Consider the following 16,921-nt stretch of genomic DNA (forward strand, 5'->3'; position numbering starts at 1 on the left):
CTGACTAGCGTGGGAGGCATGCCCTTCGTGAAGACGAACCCGTCCGCTCCCGCGCAGTTCTTCGAGTGGGAGGCGGCGGGACTGCGCTGGCTGGCCGAGGCCGAGGAGGCCGGGGGAGCCCGCTGCGCCGAGGTGCTGCTGGTCGAGCCCGGCCGCATCGAGCTCGAGGAGGTCAGCTCCGCCCGCCCGACGCTGGACGCCGCCCGGCGCTTCGGCGGCGCCCTCGCGCGCACGCACGACGCGGGAGCCGCCGCCTTCGGTGCGCCGCCGGCCGGCTGGTCCGGCCCCGCCTTCATCGGGCGCCGCACGATGCCCTGCACTCCGGCGGACTCCTGGGGCCGCTTCTACGCGGACCAGCGGGTCCGGCCCTTCCTCCGCCCGGCCGTCGAGGCGGGCAACCTGTCCTCTGCCGACGCCCGCACCGTCGAGAGCGCCCTCGACCTCGTCCGGGCCGGAGCCTTCGACGACGACGACGTCCCCGCGCGCCTGCACGGCGACCTCTGGAACGGCAACGTGCTGTGGTCGGACGAGGGCGCGGTGCTGATCGACCCGGCCGCGCACGGCGGCCACCGCGAGACCGACCTCGCGATGCTGGCGCTCTTCGGGCTGCCCCGGCTCGACGACGTCCTCGCCGGCTACGAGGAGGTCCACCCGCTGTGTCCGGGGTCCGAGGACCGCGTGCCGCTGCACCAGCTCCATCCGCTCGCGGTGCACGCCGCCGGCCACGGACCCTCCTACGGCCGGGCCCTCGCCGATGCCGCGGCCCGCGTCCTCGCTCTCTGATCCCCCCGGCGCGTCCCGCACCGTTCGTCCAGGCGGTGTCGCCACACTGAGGCTCGCGCGGCCCCCTGCCCGCACGGATCAAGGAGGAACCATGGTGGACTTCGGCAAGCTCGGACGACAGGCCGGCGAGCTGCTCAACAGCAAGAAGGTCCAGGAGACGCTCCGCAGCGAGAAGGCGGAAGGCGTCTCGGACCAGGTGCTCGAGAAGACCGGCGACATCGCGAGTCGCTTGACCAAGGGCAAGTACGACGACCGCATCGAGGACCTCAAGCGACAGGCCGACAAGCGCCTCGGCAACGAGTAGCGCAGGGCCGGGGGCGCCCGTCAACCCGCTGACGGTGCCGGAGCCCCCGCCCTATCGTCGGGTCGATGGCCGATCCGCCCACTCAACGACTCCGCCGGACCGACTCGAGCGGTCGCGGCTACAGCCGGGTCCGCTCCGGTACCGGCTTCAGCTACCGCGACCCCAAGGGCGCCACGGTCACGGACCCCGAGCTGCGGGCCCGCTTCGACCACCTCGGCATCCCGCCGGCCTGGCAGGAGGTCTGGATCGCGCCGTACCCCAACGGGCACATCCAGGCCACGGGCGTCGACGGCGCCGGCCGCCGGCAGTACATCTACCATCCGACCTGGCGCGAGCAGAAGGACCGGATCAAGTTCGACCGGGCGCTCCGGCTCGCGGAGGCCCTCCCCGGCGCCCGACGCCGGGTGACGATCGCCCTGCGCGACGAAGGGCCCACCCGCGAGCGCGCGCTGGCGACCGGCTTCCGGATGCTCGACACCGGCTCGCTGCGGGTCGGCAGCGAGCAGTACGCGAAGGAGCACGGCAGCATCGGCCTCACGACGCTGCTCTGCTCACACGCGACGACGCACGGCGACCGCGTCGCACTCGCCTTCCCGGGCAAGAGCCACCAGGCCTGGACGAGCGAGATCCTCGATCACGACCTGGCCCGCGTGGTCCGGGCGCTGAAGCGCCGCGGCCCGAACGCCCGGCTCCTGGCCTGGAAGGACGGCCGCGTCTGGCGCCCGGTCTCCGCGGCCGACATCAACGACTACGTGCGCGAGCGCGCCGGCGACGACTTCACGGCGAAGGACTTCCGCACCCTGCACGGCACCGTCGCCGCCGCGCTGAGTCTCGCGAAGGCGGGACCGCAGCCCACCCAGCGGCTGCGCACGAGGGCGATCTCGCAGGCGATGAAGGACGCGTCGGAGGTGCTCGGGAACACGCCGACCGTGGCTCGCGCGAGCTACGTCGACCCCCGGGTGCTCGATCACTTCCGGGCGGGCGAGACGATCGATCCGTCCCGGCCCGGCTCGGCCGAGACGACGTTGCGCGCTCTGCTCTTCGAGTGAGCGGCCCGCGTCGGCCGGACCCGTTGAGCCCCGGGATTCCGCGGGCGGACGTCCGCGGCCACCGACCTCCGCGCCGCGACACGCCCGGGTTGCACGGGTGCTGGATCCGTGAGAGACTCTTCTAGTTCAAAATTTCCGCCCGCGCAGCGTGCTGCGAGGGGGTGGAACACTGCCAGGCAGTGCCGAGACGGCGCCCCAGCGGCTCGACCCGAGAGGGCGGCCCCGCGAGTGCGACGTCGAGGCGGCGGGTAGCAGAACGACAACAACCGACAACTCAACGGGCTCTCCGTGCGTCGTGCGTTCTGCACGGCTCTCAGAGCGCCTCGAGCGCGGTGCTTTTGACAGAAGAACACTGGTGCACTTCCTCCGGTTCTCCGGATGTTCCTTCGCGAGCGCGTCCTATGCGACACGAGCCCGGCTCCGGCCGGGGGAGTGGCGTACGACGCAATAACAAGAGAGTGAGAGATCACACATGGCGGGACAGAAGATCCGCATCCGACTGAAGTCGTACGACCACGAGGTCATCGACACGTCGGCGCGCAAGATCGTCGACACGGTGACCCGTGCCGGTGCAACGGTCGTCGGCCCCGTGCCGCTTCCGACCGAGAAGAACGTGGTCTGCGTGATCCGTTCTCCCCACAAGTACAAGGACAGCCGCGAGCACTTCGAGATGCGCACCCACAAGCGCCTCATCGACATCATCGACCCGACGCCCAAGGCCGTCGACTCGCTGATGCGCCTCGACCTCCCGGCCGACGTCAACATCGAGATCAAGCTCTAAGGAGGAGTGCCACCATGTCTGTCACTGTTTCCCCCACGCTGAAGACCAGCAAGGGCCTCCTCGGCACGAAGCTCGGCATGACCCAGGTCTGGGACGAGAACAACAAGCTCGTCCCCGTCACGGTCATCGAGATCAGCCCCAACGTCGTGACCCAGGTCCGCACGGAGGAGAAGGACGGCTACACCGCCGTCCAGCTCGCCGCCGGTGCGATCGACCCGCGCAAGGTGAACAAGCCCGCCGCCGGTCACTTCGACGCCGCGGGCGTCACCCCCCGCCGCCACCTCACCGAGGTCCGCACCTCCGACGCCGCCGACTACTCGGCCGGCCAGGAGCTGACCGTGGACGCCGTCTTCGAAGCCGGCACCAAGGTCGACGTCGTCGGCACCTCCAAGGGCAAGGGCTTCGCCGGTGTCATGAAGCGTCACAACTTCAAGGGCGTCTCGGCTTCGCACGGTTCGCACCGCAACCACCGCAAGCCCGGCTCCATCGGCGCCTCCTCGACCCCCAGCCGTGTCTTCAAGGGCATGCGCATGGCCGGTCGCATGGGTGGCGAGCGCGTCACCGTGCTCAACCTCAAGGTGCACTCCGTCGACGCCGAGAAGGGTCTGCTGCTCGTCAAGGGCGCCGTCCCCGGTGCGCGCGGTCGCCTCGTGTTCGTTCGCAACGCCGTGAAGGGAGCGTAGTTCCATGGCTACCTCTGTCGACATCATCGACGTCCAGGGCAACAAGTCGGGCGCGTTCGAGCTCCCCGCCGAGCTCTTCGACGTCCAGACCAACATCCCCCTGATCCACCAGGTCGTCGTGGCGCAGCTCGCCGCGGCGCGCCAGGGCACCCACTCCACGAAGAACCGTGGCGAGGTCTCGGGAGCCGGCCGCAAGCCGTTCAAGCAGAAGGGAACCGGTCGCGCTCGTCAGGGCTCGATCCGCGCCCCGCACATGACCGGTGGTGGCGTGGTCCACGGACCGACCCCCCGCAGCTACGCGCAGCGCACCCCCAAGAAGATGATCGCCGCGGCTCTGCTCGGTGCTCTCTCGGACCGCGCCCGCGGCTCGCGCGTGCACGTGGTCGAGTCCCTCGCCCTCGGCGAGACCCCGAAGACGAAGGACGTCCTCGTCCTGCTCGACGCCCTCTCGGTGTCGCGCAACGTCCTCGTGGTCCTCGAGCGCGACGACTTCATCGCCGAGCTCTCGCTCCGCAACGTGCCGTTCGTGCACATCCTGCCGTCCGACCAGCTCAACGCGTACGACGTGCTCGTCTCCGACGACATCGTCTTCACGAAGGCCGCACTCGACGCGTTCGTCGCCTCGAAGTCCGGCGCCAAGAAGGAAGAGGTGAACGCATGAGCCAGTCCGCCGCGTTCAACAAGGACCCCCGCGACGTCATCATCTCGCCGGTGGTCTCGGAGAAGTCCTACGGCCTGATCGACGAGGGCAAGTACACCTTCGTCGTCGACCCGCGCTCCAACAAGACCGAGATCAAGCTCGCCATCGAGAAGATCTTCGGTGTCCAGGTCGCGTCGATCAACACGCTGAACCGTCAGGGCAAGACCCGCCGCACGAAGTTCGGAACCGGCAAGCGCAAGGACACCAAGCGCGCGATCGTCACGCTGAAGTCCGGCTCCATCGACATCTTCACGAGCGTCGGCTGAGCCGAAGAAGCGTAGAGGAAACAGACAATGGCTATTCGTAAGTACAAGCCCACGACCCCCGGTCGCCGCGGCTCCAGCGTTGCCGACTTCGCCGAGATCACCCGATCGACGCCCGAGAAGTCGCTCCTTCGCCCGCTGTCCAAGACCGGTGGCCGCAACAACTCCGGTCGCATCACGACGCGTCACATCGGTGGTGGCCACAAGCGCCAGTACCGTCTGATCGACTTCCGTCGGAACGACAAGGACGGCATCAACGCCAAGGTCGCTCACATCGAGTACGACCCCAACCGCACCGCGCGCATCGCGCTGCTCCACTTCGTGGACGGCACCAAGCGCTACATCCTGGCTCCGAACAAGCTCTCGCAGGGCGACGTCGTGGAGTCGGGCTCGGGTGCCGACATCAAGCCCGGCAACAACCTGCCGCTGCGCAACATCCCGACCGGTACGGTCATCCACGCCATCGAGATCAAGCCGGGTGGCGGCGCCAAGCTCGCCCGCTCGGCCGGCACCTCGGTCCGCCTCGTCGCCAAGGACGGCCCCTACGCGCAGCTCCGCCTGCCCTCGGGCGAGATCCGCAACGTCGATGCGCGCTGCCGCGCCACGATCGGCGAGGTCGGCAACGCCGAGCAGTCGAACATCAACTGGGGCAAGGCCGGCCGCATGCGCTGGAAGGGCGTCCGCCCGACCGTCCGCGGTGTCGCGATGAACCCGGTCGACCACCCCCACGGTGGTGGAGAGGGCAAGACCTCCGGTGGTCGCCACCCGGTCAGCCCCTGGGGCCAGTCCGAGGGACGCACCCGTCGCCCCAACAAGGAGAGCGACAAGCTCATCGTTCGCCGCCGCACCGCCGGTAAGAAGCGCAAGTAGGAGTTGTAGAAGATGCCTCGCAGTCTCAAGAAGGGCCCCTTCGTTGACGACCACCTGCTCCGCAAGGTGTTCACGGCCAACGAAGCCGGCAACAAGAACGTCATCAAGACCTGGTCGCGCCGCTCGATGATCATCCCGGCGATGCTGGGTCACACCATCGCGGTCCACGACGGTCGCAAGCACATCCCCGTGTTCGTGACCGAGACCATGGTCGGCCACAAGCTCGGCGAGTTCGCCCCCACTCGGACCTTCCGCGGTCACGAGAAGGACGACAAGAAGGGCCGTCGCCGCTGACGCGGCGACGAGAAGGAGGAGAGAAATGGTGGAGTCGATCGCACGCGTGCGACACATCCGCGTCACCCCCCAGAAGGCTCGCCGTGTCGTGAACCTGATCCGCGGGAAGCAGGCGGAGGAGGCCCTGGCCATCCTCAAGTTCGCCCCGCAGGGTGCGTCCGAGCCCGTCTACAAGCTCGTCGCCTCGGCGATGGCCAACGCTCGCGTCAAGGCCGATGCCTCGAACGAGTACCTCGACGACCAGGACCTGTTCGTGTCCCGCGCCTTCGTCGATGAGGGAACCACCCTCAAGCGATTCCAGCCCCGTGCTCAGGGTCGTGCCTTCCGCATCAACAAGCGCACCAGCCACATCACCGTCGTGCTGGCCACTCCTGAGGAGGGGACCAAGTAATGGGTCAGAAAGTAAACCCCTACGGTTTCCGTCTGGGAATCACCACCGACCACGTGTCGCGCTGGTTCTCCGACAGCACCAAGAAGGGCCAGCGGTACAGCGACTTCCTCGCTGAGGACGTCAAGATCCGCCGGCTCCTCGCCACGCAGCTCGACCGCGCGGGCGTCGCCCGCATCGAGATCGAGCGCACCCGCGACCGCGTCCGCGTCGACATCCACACCGCCCGCCCGGGCATCGTGATCGGTCGCCGCGGCGCCGAGGCCGAGCGCATCCGCGCCGACCTCGAGAAGCTCACCGCCAAGCAGATCCAGCTGAACATCCTCGAGGTGAAGAACCCCGAGGCCGAGGCTCAGCTGGTCGCGCAGGGCATCGCCGAGCAGCTCTCCGCCCGCGTGGCCTTCCGCCGCGCGATGCGCAAGGGTCTGCAGGGCGCGCAGCGCGCCGGCGCCAAGGGCGTCCGCATCCAGGTCTCCGGCCGCCTCGGCGGCGCCGAGATGAGCCGCTCGGAGTTCTACCGCGAGGGACGCGTGCCGCTGCACACCCTCCGCGCGAACATCGACTACGGCTTCTACGAGGCGAAGACCACCTTCGGCCGCATCGGCGTGAAGGTCTGGATCTACAAGGGCGACATCACCAACAAGGAGCTCGCTCGGGAGCAGGCGAACAGCAAGTCGTCGCGCCCCGAGCGCAGCGACCGTCCGCGTCGCGCCCCCCGCCAGCAGAGCGAGGCGCCCGTCGCAGCAGGAGTTGAGGCATAACCATGTTGATTCCGCGTCGAGTCAAGCACCGCAAGCAGCACCACCCGGGCCGTTCCGGCCAGGCCACCGGTGGCACCAAGGTGTCGTTCGGTGAGTACGGCATCCAGGCCCTCACCCCGGCCTACGTGACCAACCGTCAGATCGAGTCCGCTCGTATCGCCATGACGCGCCACATCAAGCGCGGCGGAAAGGTGTGGATCAACATCTACCCCGACCGCCCGCTGACCAAGAAGCCCGCCGAGACCCGCATGGGTTCCGGCAAGGGCTCGCCGGAGTGGTGGGTCGCGAACGTCAAGCCGGGTCGCGTCCTCTTCGAGGTCGCCGGCGTCGACGAGCAGCTCGCTCGTGAGGCCATGACCCGTGCCATCCACAAGCTGCCCCTCAAGGCACGCATCATCAAGCGCGAGGAGGGAGACGCATAATGGCGATCGGATCCAAGGAGCTCGTTCCCACCGAGCTCGACACCTTCGAGGACGAGCGTCTCGTCACGGAGCTGAAGAAGGCCAAGGAGGAGCTGTTCAACCTCCGCTTCCAGTCGGCCACCGGCCAGCTGGACACCAACGGCCGCCTGCGTGCCGTCAAGCGCGACATCGCCCGCATCTACACGGTCATCCGTGAGCGCGAGCTGGGCATCCGCGCCACCCCCGCCCCCGTCGAGGCTCCGGCCAAGGCGGAGAAGAAGCCGAAGACCAAGAAGGCCGCCAAGGCCGAGGTCGCGGCGACCGAGTCGAACGAGGAGGCCAAGTAATGGCAACCGTCACTGACAGCGCCGGCCACGAGTCGGCCGCCCACGACATCAAGGAGGCGGGCGCTCGCGGTTACCGCAAGACCCGTCGCGGCTACGTGACCAGCGACAAGATGGACAAGACCATCGTCGTCGAGGTCGAGGACCGGGTGAAGCACCCGCTGTACGGCAAGGTCATCCGCCGCACGTCCAAGGTCAAGGTCCACGACGAGCTGAACTCCGCCGGCATCGGCGACTCCGTCGTCATCAGCGAGACCCGTCCCCTCAGCGCCACCAAGCGCTGGCGCCTGGTCGAGATCCTCGAGAAGGCCAAGTAGGCCCCGGCCCGCTTGAGTTAGCAGGAGAGACACATGCTTCAGCAAGAATCCCGAGTCAAGGTCGCCGACAACACCGGCGCCAAGATGCTCCTCACCATCCGCGTGCTCGGTGGCTCCGGCCGCCGCTACGCCGGCCTCGGTGACGTCATCGTCGCGACCGTCAAGGACGCGATCCCCGGCGGAAACGTCAAGAAGGGCGATGTGGTCAAGGCCGTCATCGTCCGCACCATCAAGCAGACCCGTCGCCCCGACGGCTCGTACATCAAGTTCGACGAGAACGCCGCCGTGATCCTGAAGAACGACGGGGACCCCCGCGGCACCCGCATCTTCGGTCCGGTCGGTCGCGAGCTCCGCGACAAGAAGTTCATGAAGATCGTCTCGCTGGCACCGGAGGTTATCTAGTCATGGCCAAGATCAAGAAGGGTGACCTCGTGCAGGTCATCTCGGGCGCGACCCAGGCCCGCGGCGGAGACCGCGGCAAGCAGGGCAAGGTTCTCGAGGTCCTGGTCGAGAAGAACCGCGTCGTCGTCGAGGGTGTGAACTTCGTCAAGAAGCACAACCGCGTCGGCCAGTCGCAGCGCGGCTCGAAGGAGGGCGGCATCGAGACCATCGAGGCCCCCCTCCACATCTCGAACGTCGCGGTCGTCGACCCGAAGACCAAGAAGCCGACCCGGGTCGGCCACCGCAACGTGGCCGTCACCAAGGACGGCGTGACCAAGACGGTTCGCGTTCGCTACGCGAAGGCGTCGGGTGAGGAACTGTAATGACTGACACCACCGCAGTGGCTGCGAAGGTTCAGCCGCGGCTCAAGGCCAAGTACCAGGCCGACATCATCCCCGCTCTCAAGGAGCAGTTCGGCTTCTCGAACATCCACCAGGTCCCCGGCCTGGTCAAGGTGGTCGTGAACACCGGAGTCGGCGAGGCTGCCCGCGACGGCAAGATCATCGACGGCGCCATCAAGGACCTCACCGCGATCACGGGCCAGAAGCCCCAGGTCACGAAGGCCCGCAAGTCCATCGCGCAGTTCAAGCTGCGCGAGGGCCAGGCCATCGGCGCACACGTCACCCTCCGCGGTGACCGCGCGTGGGAGTTCCTGGACCGCCTGCTCTCGGTGGCGCTGCCGCGCATCCGCGACTTCCGCGGTCTCTCGGACCGCCAGTTCGACGGCAACGGCAACTACACCTTCGGCATCACGGAGCAGTCGATCTTCCACGAGATCGACCAGGACCGCATCGACCGCGTCCGCGGCTTCGACGTGACCGTGGTCACCACCGCGAAGACCGACGACGAGGGTCGCGCGCTGCTCAAGCAGCTCGGCTTCCCGTTCAAGTCGGCGGACAACGCGTAGCACGACCCCCGAGGCCGGAGGGCGGATCACCCGCCCTCCGGCCTCGCTGTGCACCCGCCCGCCCCGCGGCGCGGAAGCACTCTCAGAGCTCCGGTCCTCTCCCGGGAGGATCGGCCGTCGGCCCTCGACCGCCGGCCCTCAGCCGTGTACCATGGCTCGTTGGCCTGCGCTCGCGCGGCCGCATGGGCGTCGACGTCGTCGGCGCCGTCCCACACCACAGGTCGTCACTCTTGTAAAGGGTGCCGAAACCAGGCGAGAAAGGCACCATCAGCCATGACCATGACTGATCCGGTCGCAGATCTGCTGACCAGAATCCGCAACGCGAACTCCGCGCACCACGACTCCATCGCCCTCCCCGGCTCGAAGCTCAAGGCGAACATCGCCGAGATCCTCAAGCGCGAGGGCTACATCTCCGACTGGAAGGTCGAGGAGGCGCGCGTCGGCACGACGCTCTCCATCTCCCTCAAGTACGGACCGAACCGCGAGCGCTCCATCGCCGGCATCAAGCGCGTCTCGAAGCCCGGCCTGCGCGTCTACGCGAAGTCGACCGAGATCCCCACCGTCCTCGGTGGCCTCGGCGTCGCCATCCTGTCCACGTCGAGCGGTCTGCTGACCGACCGTCAGGCCGAGAAGAAGGGCGTGGGTGGGGAGATCCTCGCCTACGTGTGGTAACCCCATGTCGCGAATCGGAAGACTCCCCATCGAGATCCCGGCGGGCGTCGACGTCTCCGTCGCCGGATCCCTCGTCACCGTCAAGGGCCCCAAGGGCGAGCTGACCGTCCCGGTCGCCAGCCCCATCCAGGTCGCCGTCGAAGGCGGCCAGGTCCTGGTCTCCCGCCCCGACGACGAGCGCGAGTCGCGCTCGCTCCACGGCCTCACCCGGACGCTCATCGCGAACGACATCATCGGTGTCACGCAGGGCTACTCCAAGGGCCTCGAGGTCGTCGGAACCGGTTACCGCGTGCTGGTGAAGGGCTCGGACATCGAGTTCGCCCTCGGCTTCTCGCACCCGGTCGTCGTCACCCCTCCCGCGGGCATCTCGTTCACGGTCGAGGGCAACAACAAGGTCACCGTGCACGGCATCTCGAAGCAGGCCGTCGGTGAAGTGGCCGCCAACATTCGTAAGATCCGCAAGCCCGAGCCCTACAAGGGCAAGGGCGTGCGCTACGCCGGCGAGGTCGTTCGCCGCAAGGCCGGAAAGAGCGGTAAGTGATCATGGGACTCGGAACCAGAGGAAAGAGCAAGTCCGCTGCGCGCGGTCGTCGTCACGACCGTCTGCGCAAGAAGGTCGTCGGCTCCGCCGAGCGCCCCCGTCTCGTCGTCAACCGATCGGCCCGTCACGTCTTCGTGCAGATCGTCGACGACTCGCTGGGCCGCACCCTCGCGTCCGCGTCGACCCTCGAGGCCGACCTCCGCGTGTTCGACGGTGACAAGACCGCCAAGGCCCGCCGGGTCGGCGAGCTTCTCGCCGAGCGCGCGAAGACCGCAGGAGTCGAGGCGGTCGTCTTCGACCGCGGAGGCAACAAGTACGCCGGTCGCGTCGCCGCGATCGCCGATGGAGCACGAGAGGCAGGGCTCAACCTGTGACCGCCGCAGAGAGCAAGGAACCCGAGGTCGCCGCCGTGTCGGAGGCCCCCGTCGAGACCGCTGCGTCCACGCAGCCCCAGCAGGAGGCTCGCGAGCCCCGTCGTGGCGGCCGTGACCGCAACCAGGGTGGCCGCGACCGCGGTGGCCGCGACTCCGAGAAGAGCCAGTTCCTCGAGCGCGTCGTGACCATCAACCGCGTGTCGAAGGTCGTCAAGGGCGGTCGTCGCTTCAGCTTCACCGCGCTCGTCGTCGTCGGCGACGGCAACGGGCTCGTCGGAGTCGGCTACGGCAAGGCCCGCGAGGTCCCCACCGCCATCTCCAAGGGCGTCGAGGAGGCGAAGAAGAACTTCTTCCGCGTCCCGCGCGTCGGCTCGACCATCCCGCACCCCGTCCAGGGTGAGGCCGCTGCCGGTGTCGTGCTCCTGCGCCCCGCGTCGTCGGGTACCGGTGTCATCGCCGGCGGTCCCGTCCGCGCCGTGCTCGAGTGCGCCGGCATCCACGACGTCCTGAGCAAGTCGCTCGGCTCGTCGAACACCATCAACATCGTCCACGCGACGGTGACGGCCCTGCAGCAGCTCGAGGAGCCGCGCGCCGTCGCCGCTCGTCGCGGGCTCGACTTCGACCAGGTCGCGCCGCCCCGGCTCGTCCGTGCCGAGGCCGACGCCCTCGCCGCCGCGTCCAAGTCGAAGGCAGGTGCCTGATGGCCCAGCTCAAGGTGACCCAGATCAAGTCGAAGGTCAGCGAGAAGCAGTACCAGCGCGACACGCTGCGCTCGCTCGGCCTCAGGAAGATCGGTCAGAGCGTCGTCCGCGAGGACAACTCTCAGAACCGCGGATACGTGAAGACCGTCGCCCACCTGGTGAAGGTCGAGGAGATTGACTAATGGCTGAGAAGAACCAGGCCGTCGCGGAGTCCACGACTCCCGCGCAGGCCTCGACCAAGGAGCACGTGCTCAAGGTCCACCACCTCCGACCCGCAGTGGGCGCCAAGAAGGCGAAGACTCGCGTCGGCCGCGGTGAGGGATCCAAGGGAAAGACCGCCGGTCGCGGCACCAAGGGCACCAAGGCCCGCTACCAGGTGCGCGTCGGCTTCGAGGGTGGGCAGATGCCGCTGCACATGCGCACCCCGAAGCTCCGCGGCTTCAAGAACCCGTTCCGCGTCGAGTACCAGGTCGTGAACCTGTCCGCTCTCGCGGAGCTCTACCCTCAGGGCGGCGACGTCACCATCAGCGACCTGGTCGCGAAGGGTGCCGTCCGCAAGAACGAGAAGGTCAAGGTTCTCGGCGACGGGGACATTGCGGTTACGCTGAACGTCGCGGTCGACAAGGTCTCCAGCTCTGCCGAGCAGAAGATCGTCGCCGCGGGCGGATCCATCAAGTAGCACCAGCAGCTTGTCGGTCGGGCTTGCCACGACGACTCCCCACGGGCACCTCGCCCCTGGAGAGCGCGTGGCAAGCTCGACCTGTATCCCGCACCAAGAACTGAGCAGGAGACCCTAGGTAGATGTTTGGCGCCGTAGCGCGGATCTTCCGCACCCCCGACCTCCGCCGCAAGATCGGCTTCACCCTCGCGATCGTGGCGATCTTCCGGCTGGGATCCTTCATCCCCGCTCCGTTCGTCGACTTCGAGGCCGTCCAGGCCTGCCTCGCCGGCAACCAGGGCACCTCGGGTCTCTACGAGCTCGTGAACCTCTTCAGCGGTGGAGCTCTGCTCCAGCTGTCGATCTTCGCGCTCGGCATCATGCCGTACATCACGGCGTCGATCATCGTGCAGCTGCTGCGCGTGGTCATCCCGCACTTCGAGACCCTCTACAAGGAGGGTCAGTCGGGCCAGGGCCGTCTGACGCAGTACACCCGCTATCTCACGATCGCGCTGGGCGTCCTGCAGTCGACCACCCTCATCACCGTCGCCCGCTCGGGCGCGCTGTTCGGCAACTCCGGCGTCCCGGAGTGCTCGGCGCTCATCATCACCGACGAGTGGTACTCCATCCTGCTCATGGTCATCACCATGACCGCGGGCACCGGCATCATCATGTGGATGGGCGAGCTCATCACCGAGCGCGGCATCGGCAACGGCATGTCGCTCCTGATCTTCACCTCGATCGCCGCCCAGTTCCCCACCTCGCTCTGGTCGATCGCGCAGTCGCGCGGCTTCGAGACCTTCCTCCTCGTCCTCGCGGTCGGGCTCGTGCTCGTCGTCGCGGTCGTCTTCGTCGAGCAGTCGCAGCGGCGGATCCCCGTGCAGTACGCCAAGCGGATGGTCGGGCGCAGGACGTACGGCGGGAACAACACGTACATCCCGATCAAGGTCAACATGGCCGGCGTCGTGCCCGTCATCTTCGCCTCGTCGCTGCTGTACCTGCCCGCGCTCATCGCGCAGTTCAACCAGCCGGCGGCCGGCCAGGAGGCGCCGTTCTGGGTGACCTGGATCACGAACTACCTCACCAAGGGCGATCACCCGCTCTACATGGCGCTGTACTTCCTGCTGATCGTCGGCTTCACCTACTTCTACGTCGCGATCACCTTCAACCCCGACGAGGTCGCCGACAACATGAAGCGCTACGGCGGCTTCATCCCCGGCATCCGCGCCGGCCGTCCGACCGCCGAGTACCTGAACTACGTGCTGACCCGGGTGACGCTGCCCGGCTCGGTCTACCTCGGTCTGATCGCGCTCGTGCCCCTCGTGGCGCTCGCGCTCGTCGGCGCCAACCAGAACTTCCCGTTCGGCGGCACGTCCATCCTGATCATCGTCGGAGTCGGACTCGAGACGGTGAAGCAGATCGACTCCCAGCTGCAGCAGCGCCACTACGAAGGGCTCCTCCGATGACCTCGACCCCGGTCGGCTTCCGTCTGCTGCTGATCGGCCCTCCGGGCGCCGGCAAGGGGACTCAGGCCGCTCGGCTCAGCGAGGTCCTGAAGGTCCCCGCGATCTCGACCGGAGACATCTTCCGCGCCAACGTCGCCAACGAGACCGAGCTCGGCCTGCAGGCCAAGTCCTACCTCGACGCAGGCCGCTACGTGCCCGACGAGCTCACCAACGCGATCGTGCACGACCGGCTGCAGGAGGCCGACGTCTCGACGGGCTTCCTCCTCGACGGCTACCCGCGCACCACGGAGCAGGTCGACGAGCTCGACCGCATCGTCGCGGCCGACGGCAACCGGCTCGACGCGGTCGTGCAGCTGACCGCCGATCCCGACGAGGTCGTCGCACGTCTGCTCAAGCGCTCCGCGGAGCAGGGCCGCAGCGACGACACCGAGGAGGTCATCCGGCACCGTCTCGCCCTCTACGAGGAGCAGACCGCGCCGCTGATCGACATCTACGCCGCGCGCGGGCTCGTCATCGTCGTCGACGGCCTCGGCCCGGTCGACGAGGTCACCGAGCGCATCGTCGTCGCCCTCGAGGGCCACCGCGTCGGTCGTCTCGTCGGCGACTCGCCGGCCGCCTGACCCGTGGCGCTGCGCTCCTCCCTCTACAAGACGCCGGCCCAGCTGCGATCGATGATCGCGCCCGGGCTGGCGACCGCCGCGTCTCTCGACGCTGTCCGTGCCGCCGTGCGACCCGGCGTCAGCACGCTCGAGCTCGACGCGATCGCCGAGGCTGCGATCGTCGCGCTCGGCGGGCACTCGAACTTCCAGCTCGTGCCGGGCTACCGGCACACGATCTGCGCCTCGGTGAACGAGGAGGTCGTGCACGGGATCCCCGGCGGCCGCGTCCTCGAGCCCGGCGACATCGTCTCCATCGACAGCGGCGCCGAGATCGACGGCTGGAACGGCGACTCCGCCATGACGATCGTCCTGCCCGACGCCGAGCGCCCCGACGAGGTCGCGCGTCGCGAGGCGCTGTCCCGCGTCACCGAGGGCTCGCTCTGGCGGGGCATCGCAGCTCTGGCGTCCGCGCGGCACCTCAACGAGGTGGGCGCGGCGATCGAGGAGTACATCGAGGACGAGGCGGAGGCCTCCGGCGCCGTCTACGGCATCCTCACCGACTACATCGGCCACGGCATCGGCCGGACGATGCACGAGGCGCCGCCGGTGTTCAACTACCGGGTGCGCCAGCGCGGCCCGGAGGTGAAGCCCGGCCTCGTCGTCGCCATCGAGCCGATGGTCACCGCGGGCAGCGCCGAGACGGTCGTCCGCGAGGACGACTGGACGGTGGCGACCATCGACGGCAGCATGTCGGCGCACTGGGAGCACTCCGTCGCGGTCCACCGCGACGGCATCTGGGTGATGACGCTCGCCGACGGCGGCGCCGCGGGCCTGGCGCCGTACGGGATCGTGCCGACCCCGATCGCCTGAGACGCTCCGGCGTCCGGCCGTGCCTCGGCGAGGTCACACCGGGGGAGCGCCGGCCGCCGCGCGGACGGCGGCGACGCTCGTGGCGACGTCGGTCGCATTGGTCGACCAGTTGCTCACCGAGATCCGCAGCACGTCCCGACCCCGCCAGTGGGAGCCGGACATCCAGACGGTCCCGTCCTCGATCAGCCGGCGGGTCACCTCCCGGGTCCGTTCGTCGGGCTCGAAGGCAAGGCAGACCTGAGTGAAGACGACCTCGTTCAGCACGCTGACACCCGGGATCGCCGAGAGCTGATCCGCCAGATCCCGCGCGGTGGCGACCAGTCCGTCGACCAGGGAGACGAGGCCGGTCCGGCCCAGCTGGCGCAGGGCAGCCCACACCGGGACACCGCGCGCACGGCGGGACATCTCCGGCGTCAGGTCCATGGGGTCCGACTCGTCGCCGTCGGCGCGGATCAGGTAGGCCGTGCGGGTCCCCAGTGCCGCGCCGGCGGCCCCGCCCCGCGCCACGACGGCGACTCCGCAGTCGTACGGGACGTTGAGCGTCTTGTGCGCGTCCGTCGCCCAGGAGTCCGCCGTCTCGATCCCGCGCAGCAGCGGACGGAGCGCGGGGCTGGCTCCCGCCCACAGGCCGAAGGCGCCGTCGACGTGGACCCACGCGCCGTACTCGTGCGCGACGGCGATGGCGTCGGCCATCGGATCGAAGGCGCCGGAGTGCAGGTTCCCGGCCTGGAGGCACACGATCACGGGGCCGTCCGCCCGCTCCAGTGCGGTGCGGAGCGCAGCGACGAGGAGGCAGCCCTGGTCGTCGGTGTCGACGAGGCCGGGCGACCCGAGCCCCAGGTAGCGCAGGGCGAGATCGACGGAGGTGTGCCGCTCCGCTCCGGCGAGCACGGTGAGCCGCGGTGCTCCCTGCAGGCCGTCGGCGTTCACGTCCCAGCCGACCCGGTCCAGAGCGGAGGCGCGGGCGGCGGCCAGCCCCACGAAGTTCGCCATCGTCGCCCCGGTGGTGAACCCGACGTCCGCCGTCGCCGGGAGCCCGAGCGCCGTGAGCAGCCACTCCCCGGCGACCTGCTCGACAGCGGCGGTGGCCGGCGAGGCGTAGCGCATGGCGGCGTTCTGATCCCAGGCGCTGACCAGCCAGTCCGCGCCGAGTGCGGCGGGCAGGGTGCCGCCGATCACCCAGCCGAAGAAGCGCCCGGAGGGCATCGCCATCAAGCCGGGCTCGGCGATCGTCGCGAGCTCCTCCACCACGGCGGTGGGCTCGAGCGGGCTCTCCTGCAACGCCCCGCCGAACGCCTCAGCCATCTGCTCGACGGTCCTGGACGGCGGTATCGGCCGACTCGGAAGGGACTCGATCCAGCGCATCGCGGCGGCGGACGATCGGTCCAGAGCGGAACGGTAGACCTCGGGATCGACAGACATGGGATGCTCCTTCGTCGCAGCGATCGGGGGCGCCCCCTGCCGAGTCTGACCGCACACCCCCGCCAGGGACAGGGGCACGCGCAGATCGGGTTCCGCGGAGCGGCGGATCGGGTGCCGTACACCGTGCAGGGGCGCATGGAGACCCGGCCTGCTTGCGGGGGCGGATCTCGATACGCCCGCTGCGCGGGCTACTCGATCAGCATGGGCGCGCGGGCTACTCGATCAGCAGGGGTGTGCGGGTGCGTTGCTTCCGGAGGGGACGGCCGACACATGCTGGTCGAGTAGCCCCGCAGGGGTGTATCGAGACCCGCCGTCCCCAGCAGGGCGGTCTG

General features: G+C 68.9%; 27 protein-coding genes. 26 read left to right on the forward strand and 1 reads right to left on the reverse strand.

From position 1 onward, the window contains the following. From EDF22_RS02230 to map, 26 genes are all read left to right on the forward strand, one after another. Complete coding sequence (locus tag EDF22_RS02230) at positions 1-783, forward strand: fructosamine kinase family protein (RefSeq protein ID WP_260303384.1); 783 nt, start codon at positions 1-3, stop codon at positions 781-783. A gap of 91 nt (positions 784-874) precedes the next feature. Beyond that, positions 875-1,087, forward strand: coding sequence for an antitoxin (locus tag EDF22_RS20640; protein WP_123735027.1), 213 nt, complete (start codon positions 875-877; stop codon positions 1,085-1,087). Positions 1,088-1,152: 65 nt separating this feature from the next. After that, a complete protein-coding gene (locus tag EDF22_RS02240; protein WP_123702104.1) occupies positions 1,153-2,136 on the forward strand; it encodes a DNA topoisomerase IB in 984 nt (327 codons plus the stop codon). A gap of 472 nt (positions 2,137-2,608) precedes the next feature. Next, positions 2,609-2,917 (forward strand): 30S ribosomal protein S10, encoded by a 309-nt coding sequence (gene rpsJ / locus EDF22_RS02245; RefSeq protein ID WP_005050520.1) that lies wholly within the window; start codon positions 2,609-2,611, stop codon positions 2,915-2,917. A 14-nt stretch (positions 2,918-2,931) separates the two neighbouring features. Beyond that, positions 2,932-3,600 carry a 50S ribosomal protein L3 gene (gene rplC / locus EDF22_RS02250; protein ID WP_104224566.1) on the forward strand — a complete coding sequence of 223 codons (669 nt, stop codon included), beginning with the start codon at positions 2,932-2,934 and terminating at the stop codon, positions 3,598-3,600. Between the two features lie 4 nt (positions 3,601-3,604). After that, the gene (gene rplD / locus EDF22_RS02255) at positions 3,605-4,261 is read left to right on the forward strand and encodes a 50S ribosomal protein L4 (protein ID WP_123445041.1); all 657 of its coding nucleotides are present in this window, start codon (positions 3,605-3,607) and stop codon (positions 4,259-4,261) included. Continuing rightward, the gene (gene rplW / locus EDF22_RS02260) at positions 4,258-4,566 is read left to right on the forward strand and encodes a 50S ribosomal protein L23 (RefSeq protein ID WP_123702106.1); all 309 of its coding nucleotides are present in this window, start codon (positions 4,258-4,260) and stop codon (positions 4,564-4,566) included. Before rplD ends, rplW begins: the two co-directional genes overlap by 4 nt. Before the next feature lie 27 nt (positions 4,567-4,593). Then, the gene (gene rplB / locus EDF22_RS02265) at positions 4,594-5,433 is read left to right on the forward strand and encodes a 50S ribosomal protein L2 (RefSeq protein WP_123445043.1); all 840 of its coding nucleotides are present in this window, start codon (positions 4,594-4,596) and stop codon (positions 5,431-5,433) included. 12 nt (positions 5,434-5,445) lie between these two features. Beyond that, positions 5,446-5,727: a 30S ribosomal protein S19 gene (gene rpsS, locus EDF22_RS02270; protein WP_055787078.1), complete on the forward strand. Its 282-nt coding sequence runs from the start codon at positions 5,446-5,448 to the stop codon at positions 5,725-5,727. Between the two features lie 25 nt (positions 5,728-5,752). Then, positions 5,753-6,118 carry a 50S ribosomal protein L22 gene (gene rplV / locus EDF22_RS02275; protein ID WP_123445044.1) on the forward strand — a complete coding sequence of 122 codons (366 nt, stop codon included), beginning with the start codon at positions 5,753-5,755 and terminating at the stop codon, positions 6,116-6,118. Further along, a complete protein-coding gene (gene rpsC / locus EDF22_RS02280; protein ID WP_056037327.1) occupies positions 6,118-6,876 on the forward strand; it encodes a 30S ribosomal protein S3 in 759 nt (252 codons plus the stop codon). The genes rplV and rpsC overlap by 1 nt, the downstream gene beginning before the upstream one ends. Positions 6,877-6,878: 2 nt before the next feature. Continuing rightward, positions 6,879-7,298, forward strand: a complete 420-nt coding sequence (gene rplP, locus EDF22_RS02285) for a 50S ribosomal protein L16 (protein ID WP_123445045.1) — start codon at positions 6,879-6,881, stop codon at positions 7,296-7,298. Next, positions 7,298-7,624 (forward strand): 50S ribosomal protein L29, encoded by a 327-nt coding sequence (gene rpmC / locus EDF22_RS02290; protein WP_123445046.1) that lies wholly within the window; start codon positions 7,298-7,300, stop codon positions 7,622-7,624. The genes rplP and rpmC overlap by 1 nt, the downstream gene beginning before the upstream one ends. Next, complete coding sequence (rpsQ, locus tag EDF22_RS02295) at positions 7,624-7,938, forward strand: 30S ribosomal protein S17 (RefSeq protein WP_123445047.1); 315 nt, start codon at positions 7,624-7,626, stop codon at positions 7,936-7,938. The genes rpmC and rpsQ overlap by 1 nt, the downstream gene beginning before the upstream one ends. A 33-nt stretch (positions 7,939-7,971) precedes the next feature. Continuing rightward, positions 7,972-8,340, forward strand: coding sequence for a 50S ribosomal protein L14 (rplN, locus tag EDF22_RS02300; RefSeq protein ID WP_123445048.1), 369 nt, complete (start codon positions 7,972-7,974; stop codon positions 8,338-8,340). A gap of 2 nt (positions 8,341-8,342) precedes the next feature. Further along, positions 8,343-8,702 carry a 50S ribosomal protein L24 gene (rplX, locus tag EDF22_RS02305; RefSeq protein ID WP_123445049.1) on the forward strand — a complete coding sequence of 120 codons (360 nt, stop codon included), beginning with the start codon at positions 8,343-8,345 and terminating at the stop codon, positions 8,700-8,702. After that, positions 8,702-9,286, forward strand: a complete 585-nt coding sequence (gene rplE / locus EDF22_RS02310) for a 50S ribosomal protein L5 (RefSeq protein WP_123445050.1) — start codon at positions 8,702-8,704, stop codon at positions 9,284-9,286. Before rplX ends, rplE begins: the two co-directional genes overlap by 1 nt. 273 nt (positions 9,287-9,559) lie before the next feature. Next, complete coding sequence (gene rpsH, locus EDF22_RS02315; protein WP_123445051.1) at positions 9,560-9,958, forward strand: 30S ribosomal protein S8; 399 nt, start codon at positions 9,560-9,562, stop codon at positions 9,956-9,958. Positions 9,959-9,962: 4 nt separating this feature from the next. Continuing rightward, positions 9,963-10,499 (forward strand): 50S ribosomal protein L6, encoded by a 537-nt coding sequence (rplF, locus tag EDF22_RS02320; RefSeq protein WP_123445052.1) that lies wholly within the window; start codon positions 9,963-9,965, stop codon positions 10,497-10,499. Positions 10,500-10,501: 2 nt separating this feature from the next. Then, positions 10,502-10,873, forward strand: coding sequence for a 50S ribosomal protein L18 (gene rplR / locus EDF22_RS02325; RefSeq protein ID WP_123445053.1), 372 nt, complete (start codon positions 10,502-10,504; stop codon positions 10,871-10,873). Then, a complete protein-coding gene (gene rpsE, locus EDF22_RS02330; protein WP_123445054.1) occupies positions 10,870-11,574 on the forward strand; it encodes a 30S ribosomal protein S5 in 705 nt (234 codons plus the stop codon). The genes rplR and rpsE overlap by 4 nt, the downstream gene beginning before the upstream one ends. After that, the gene (gene rpmD / locus EDF22_RS02335) at positions 11,574-11,756 is read left to right on the forward strand and encodes a 50S ribosomal protein L30 (protein WP_173232138.1); all 183 of its coding nucleotides are present in this window, start codon (positions 11,574-11,576) and stop codon (positions 11,754-11,756) included. The genes rpsE and rpmD overlap by 1 nt, the downstream gene beginning before the upstream one ends. After that, a complete protein-coding gene (rplO, locus tag EDF22_RS02340; protein WP_123445055.1) occupies positions 11,756-12,253 on the forward strand; it encodes a 50S ribosomal protein L15 in 498 nt (165 codons plus the stop codon). The genes rpmD and rplO overlap by 1 nt, the downstream gene beginning before the upstream one ends. Positions 12,254-12,375: 122 nt before the next feature. Continuing rightward, positions 12,376-13,698 (forward strand): preprotein translocase subunit SecY, encoded by a 1,323-nt coding sequence (gene secY, locus EDF22_RS02345; RefSeq protein WP_123445056.1) that lies wholly within the window; start codon positions 12,376-12,378, stop codon positions 13,696-13,698. Continuing rightward, positions 13,695-14,318: an adenylate kinase gene (locus EDF22_RS02350; protein WP_123445057.1), complete on the forward strand. Its 624-nt coding sequence runs from the start codon at positions 13,695-13,697 to the stop codon at positions 14,316-14,318. The genes secY and EDF22_RS02350 overlap by 4 nt, the downstream gene beginning before the upstream one ends. 3 nt (positions 14,319-14,321) lie before the next feature. Then, positions 14,322-15,167: a type I methionyl aminopeptidase gene (gene map / locus EDF22_RS02355; protein WP_123702108.1), complete on the forward strand. Its 846-nt coding sequence runs from the start codon at positions 14,322-14,324 to the stop codon at positions 15,165-15,167. A 33-nt stretch (positions 15,168-15,200) separates the two neighbouring features. Here the strand turns inward: map and EDF22_RS02360 are convergent, their stop codons facing one another. After that, the gene (locus EDF22_RS02360) at positions 15,201-16,589 is read right to left on the reverse strand and encodes a pyridoxal-dependent decarboxylase (RefSeq protein ID WP_123702110.1); all 1,389 of its coding nucleotides are present in this window, start codon (positions 16,587-16,589) and stop codon (positions 15,201-15,203) included. Positions 16,590-16,921: the final 332 nt, after the last annotated feature.

This window comes from Rathayibacter sp. PhB127 (genome assembly GCF_003751665.1).
In the GTDB taxonomy this organism is placed as follows: domain Bacteria; phylum Actinomycetota; class Actinomycetes; order Actinomycetales; family Microbacteriaceae; genus Rathayibacter; species Rathayibacter festucae.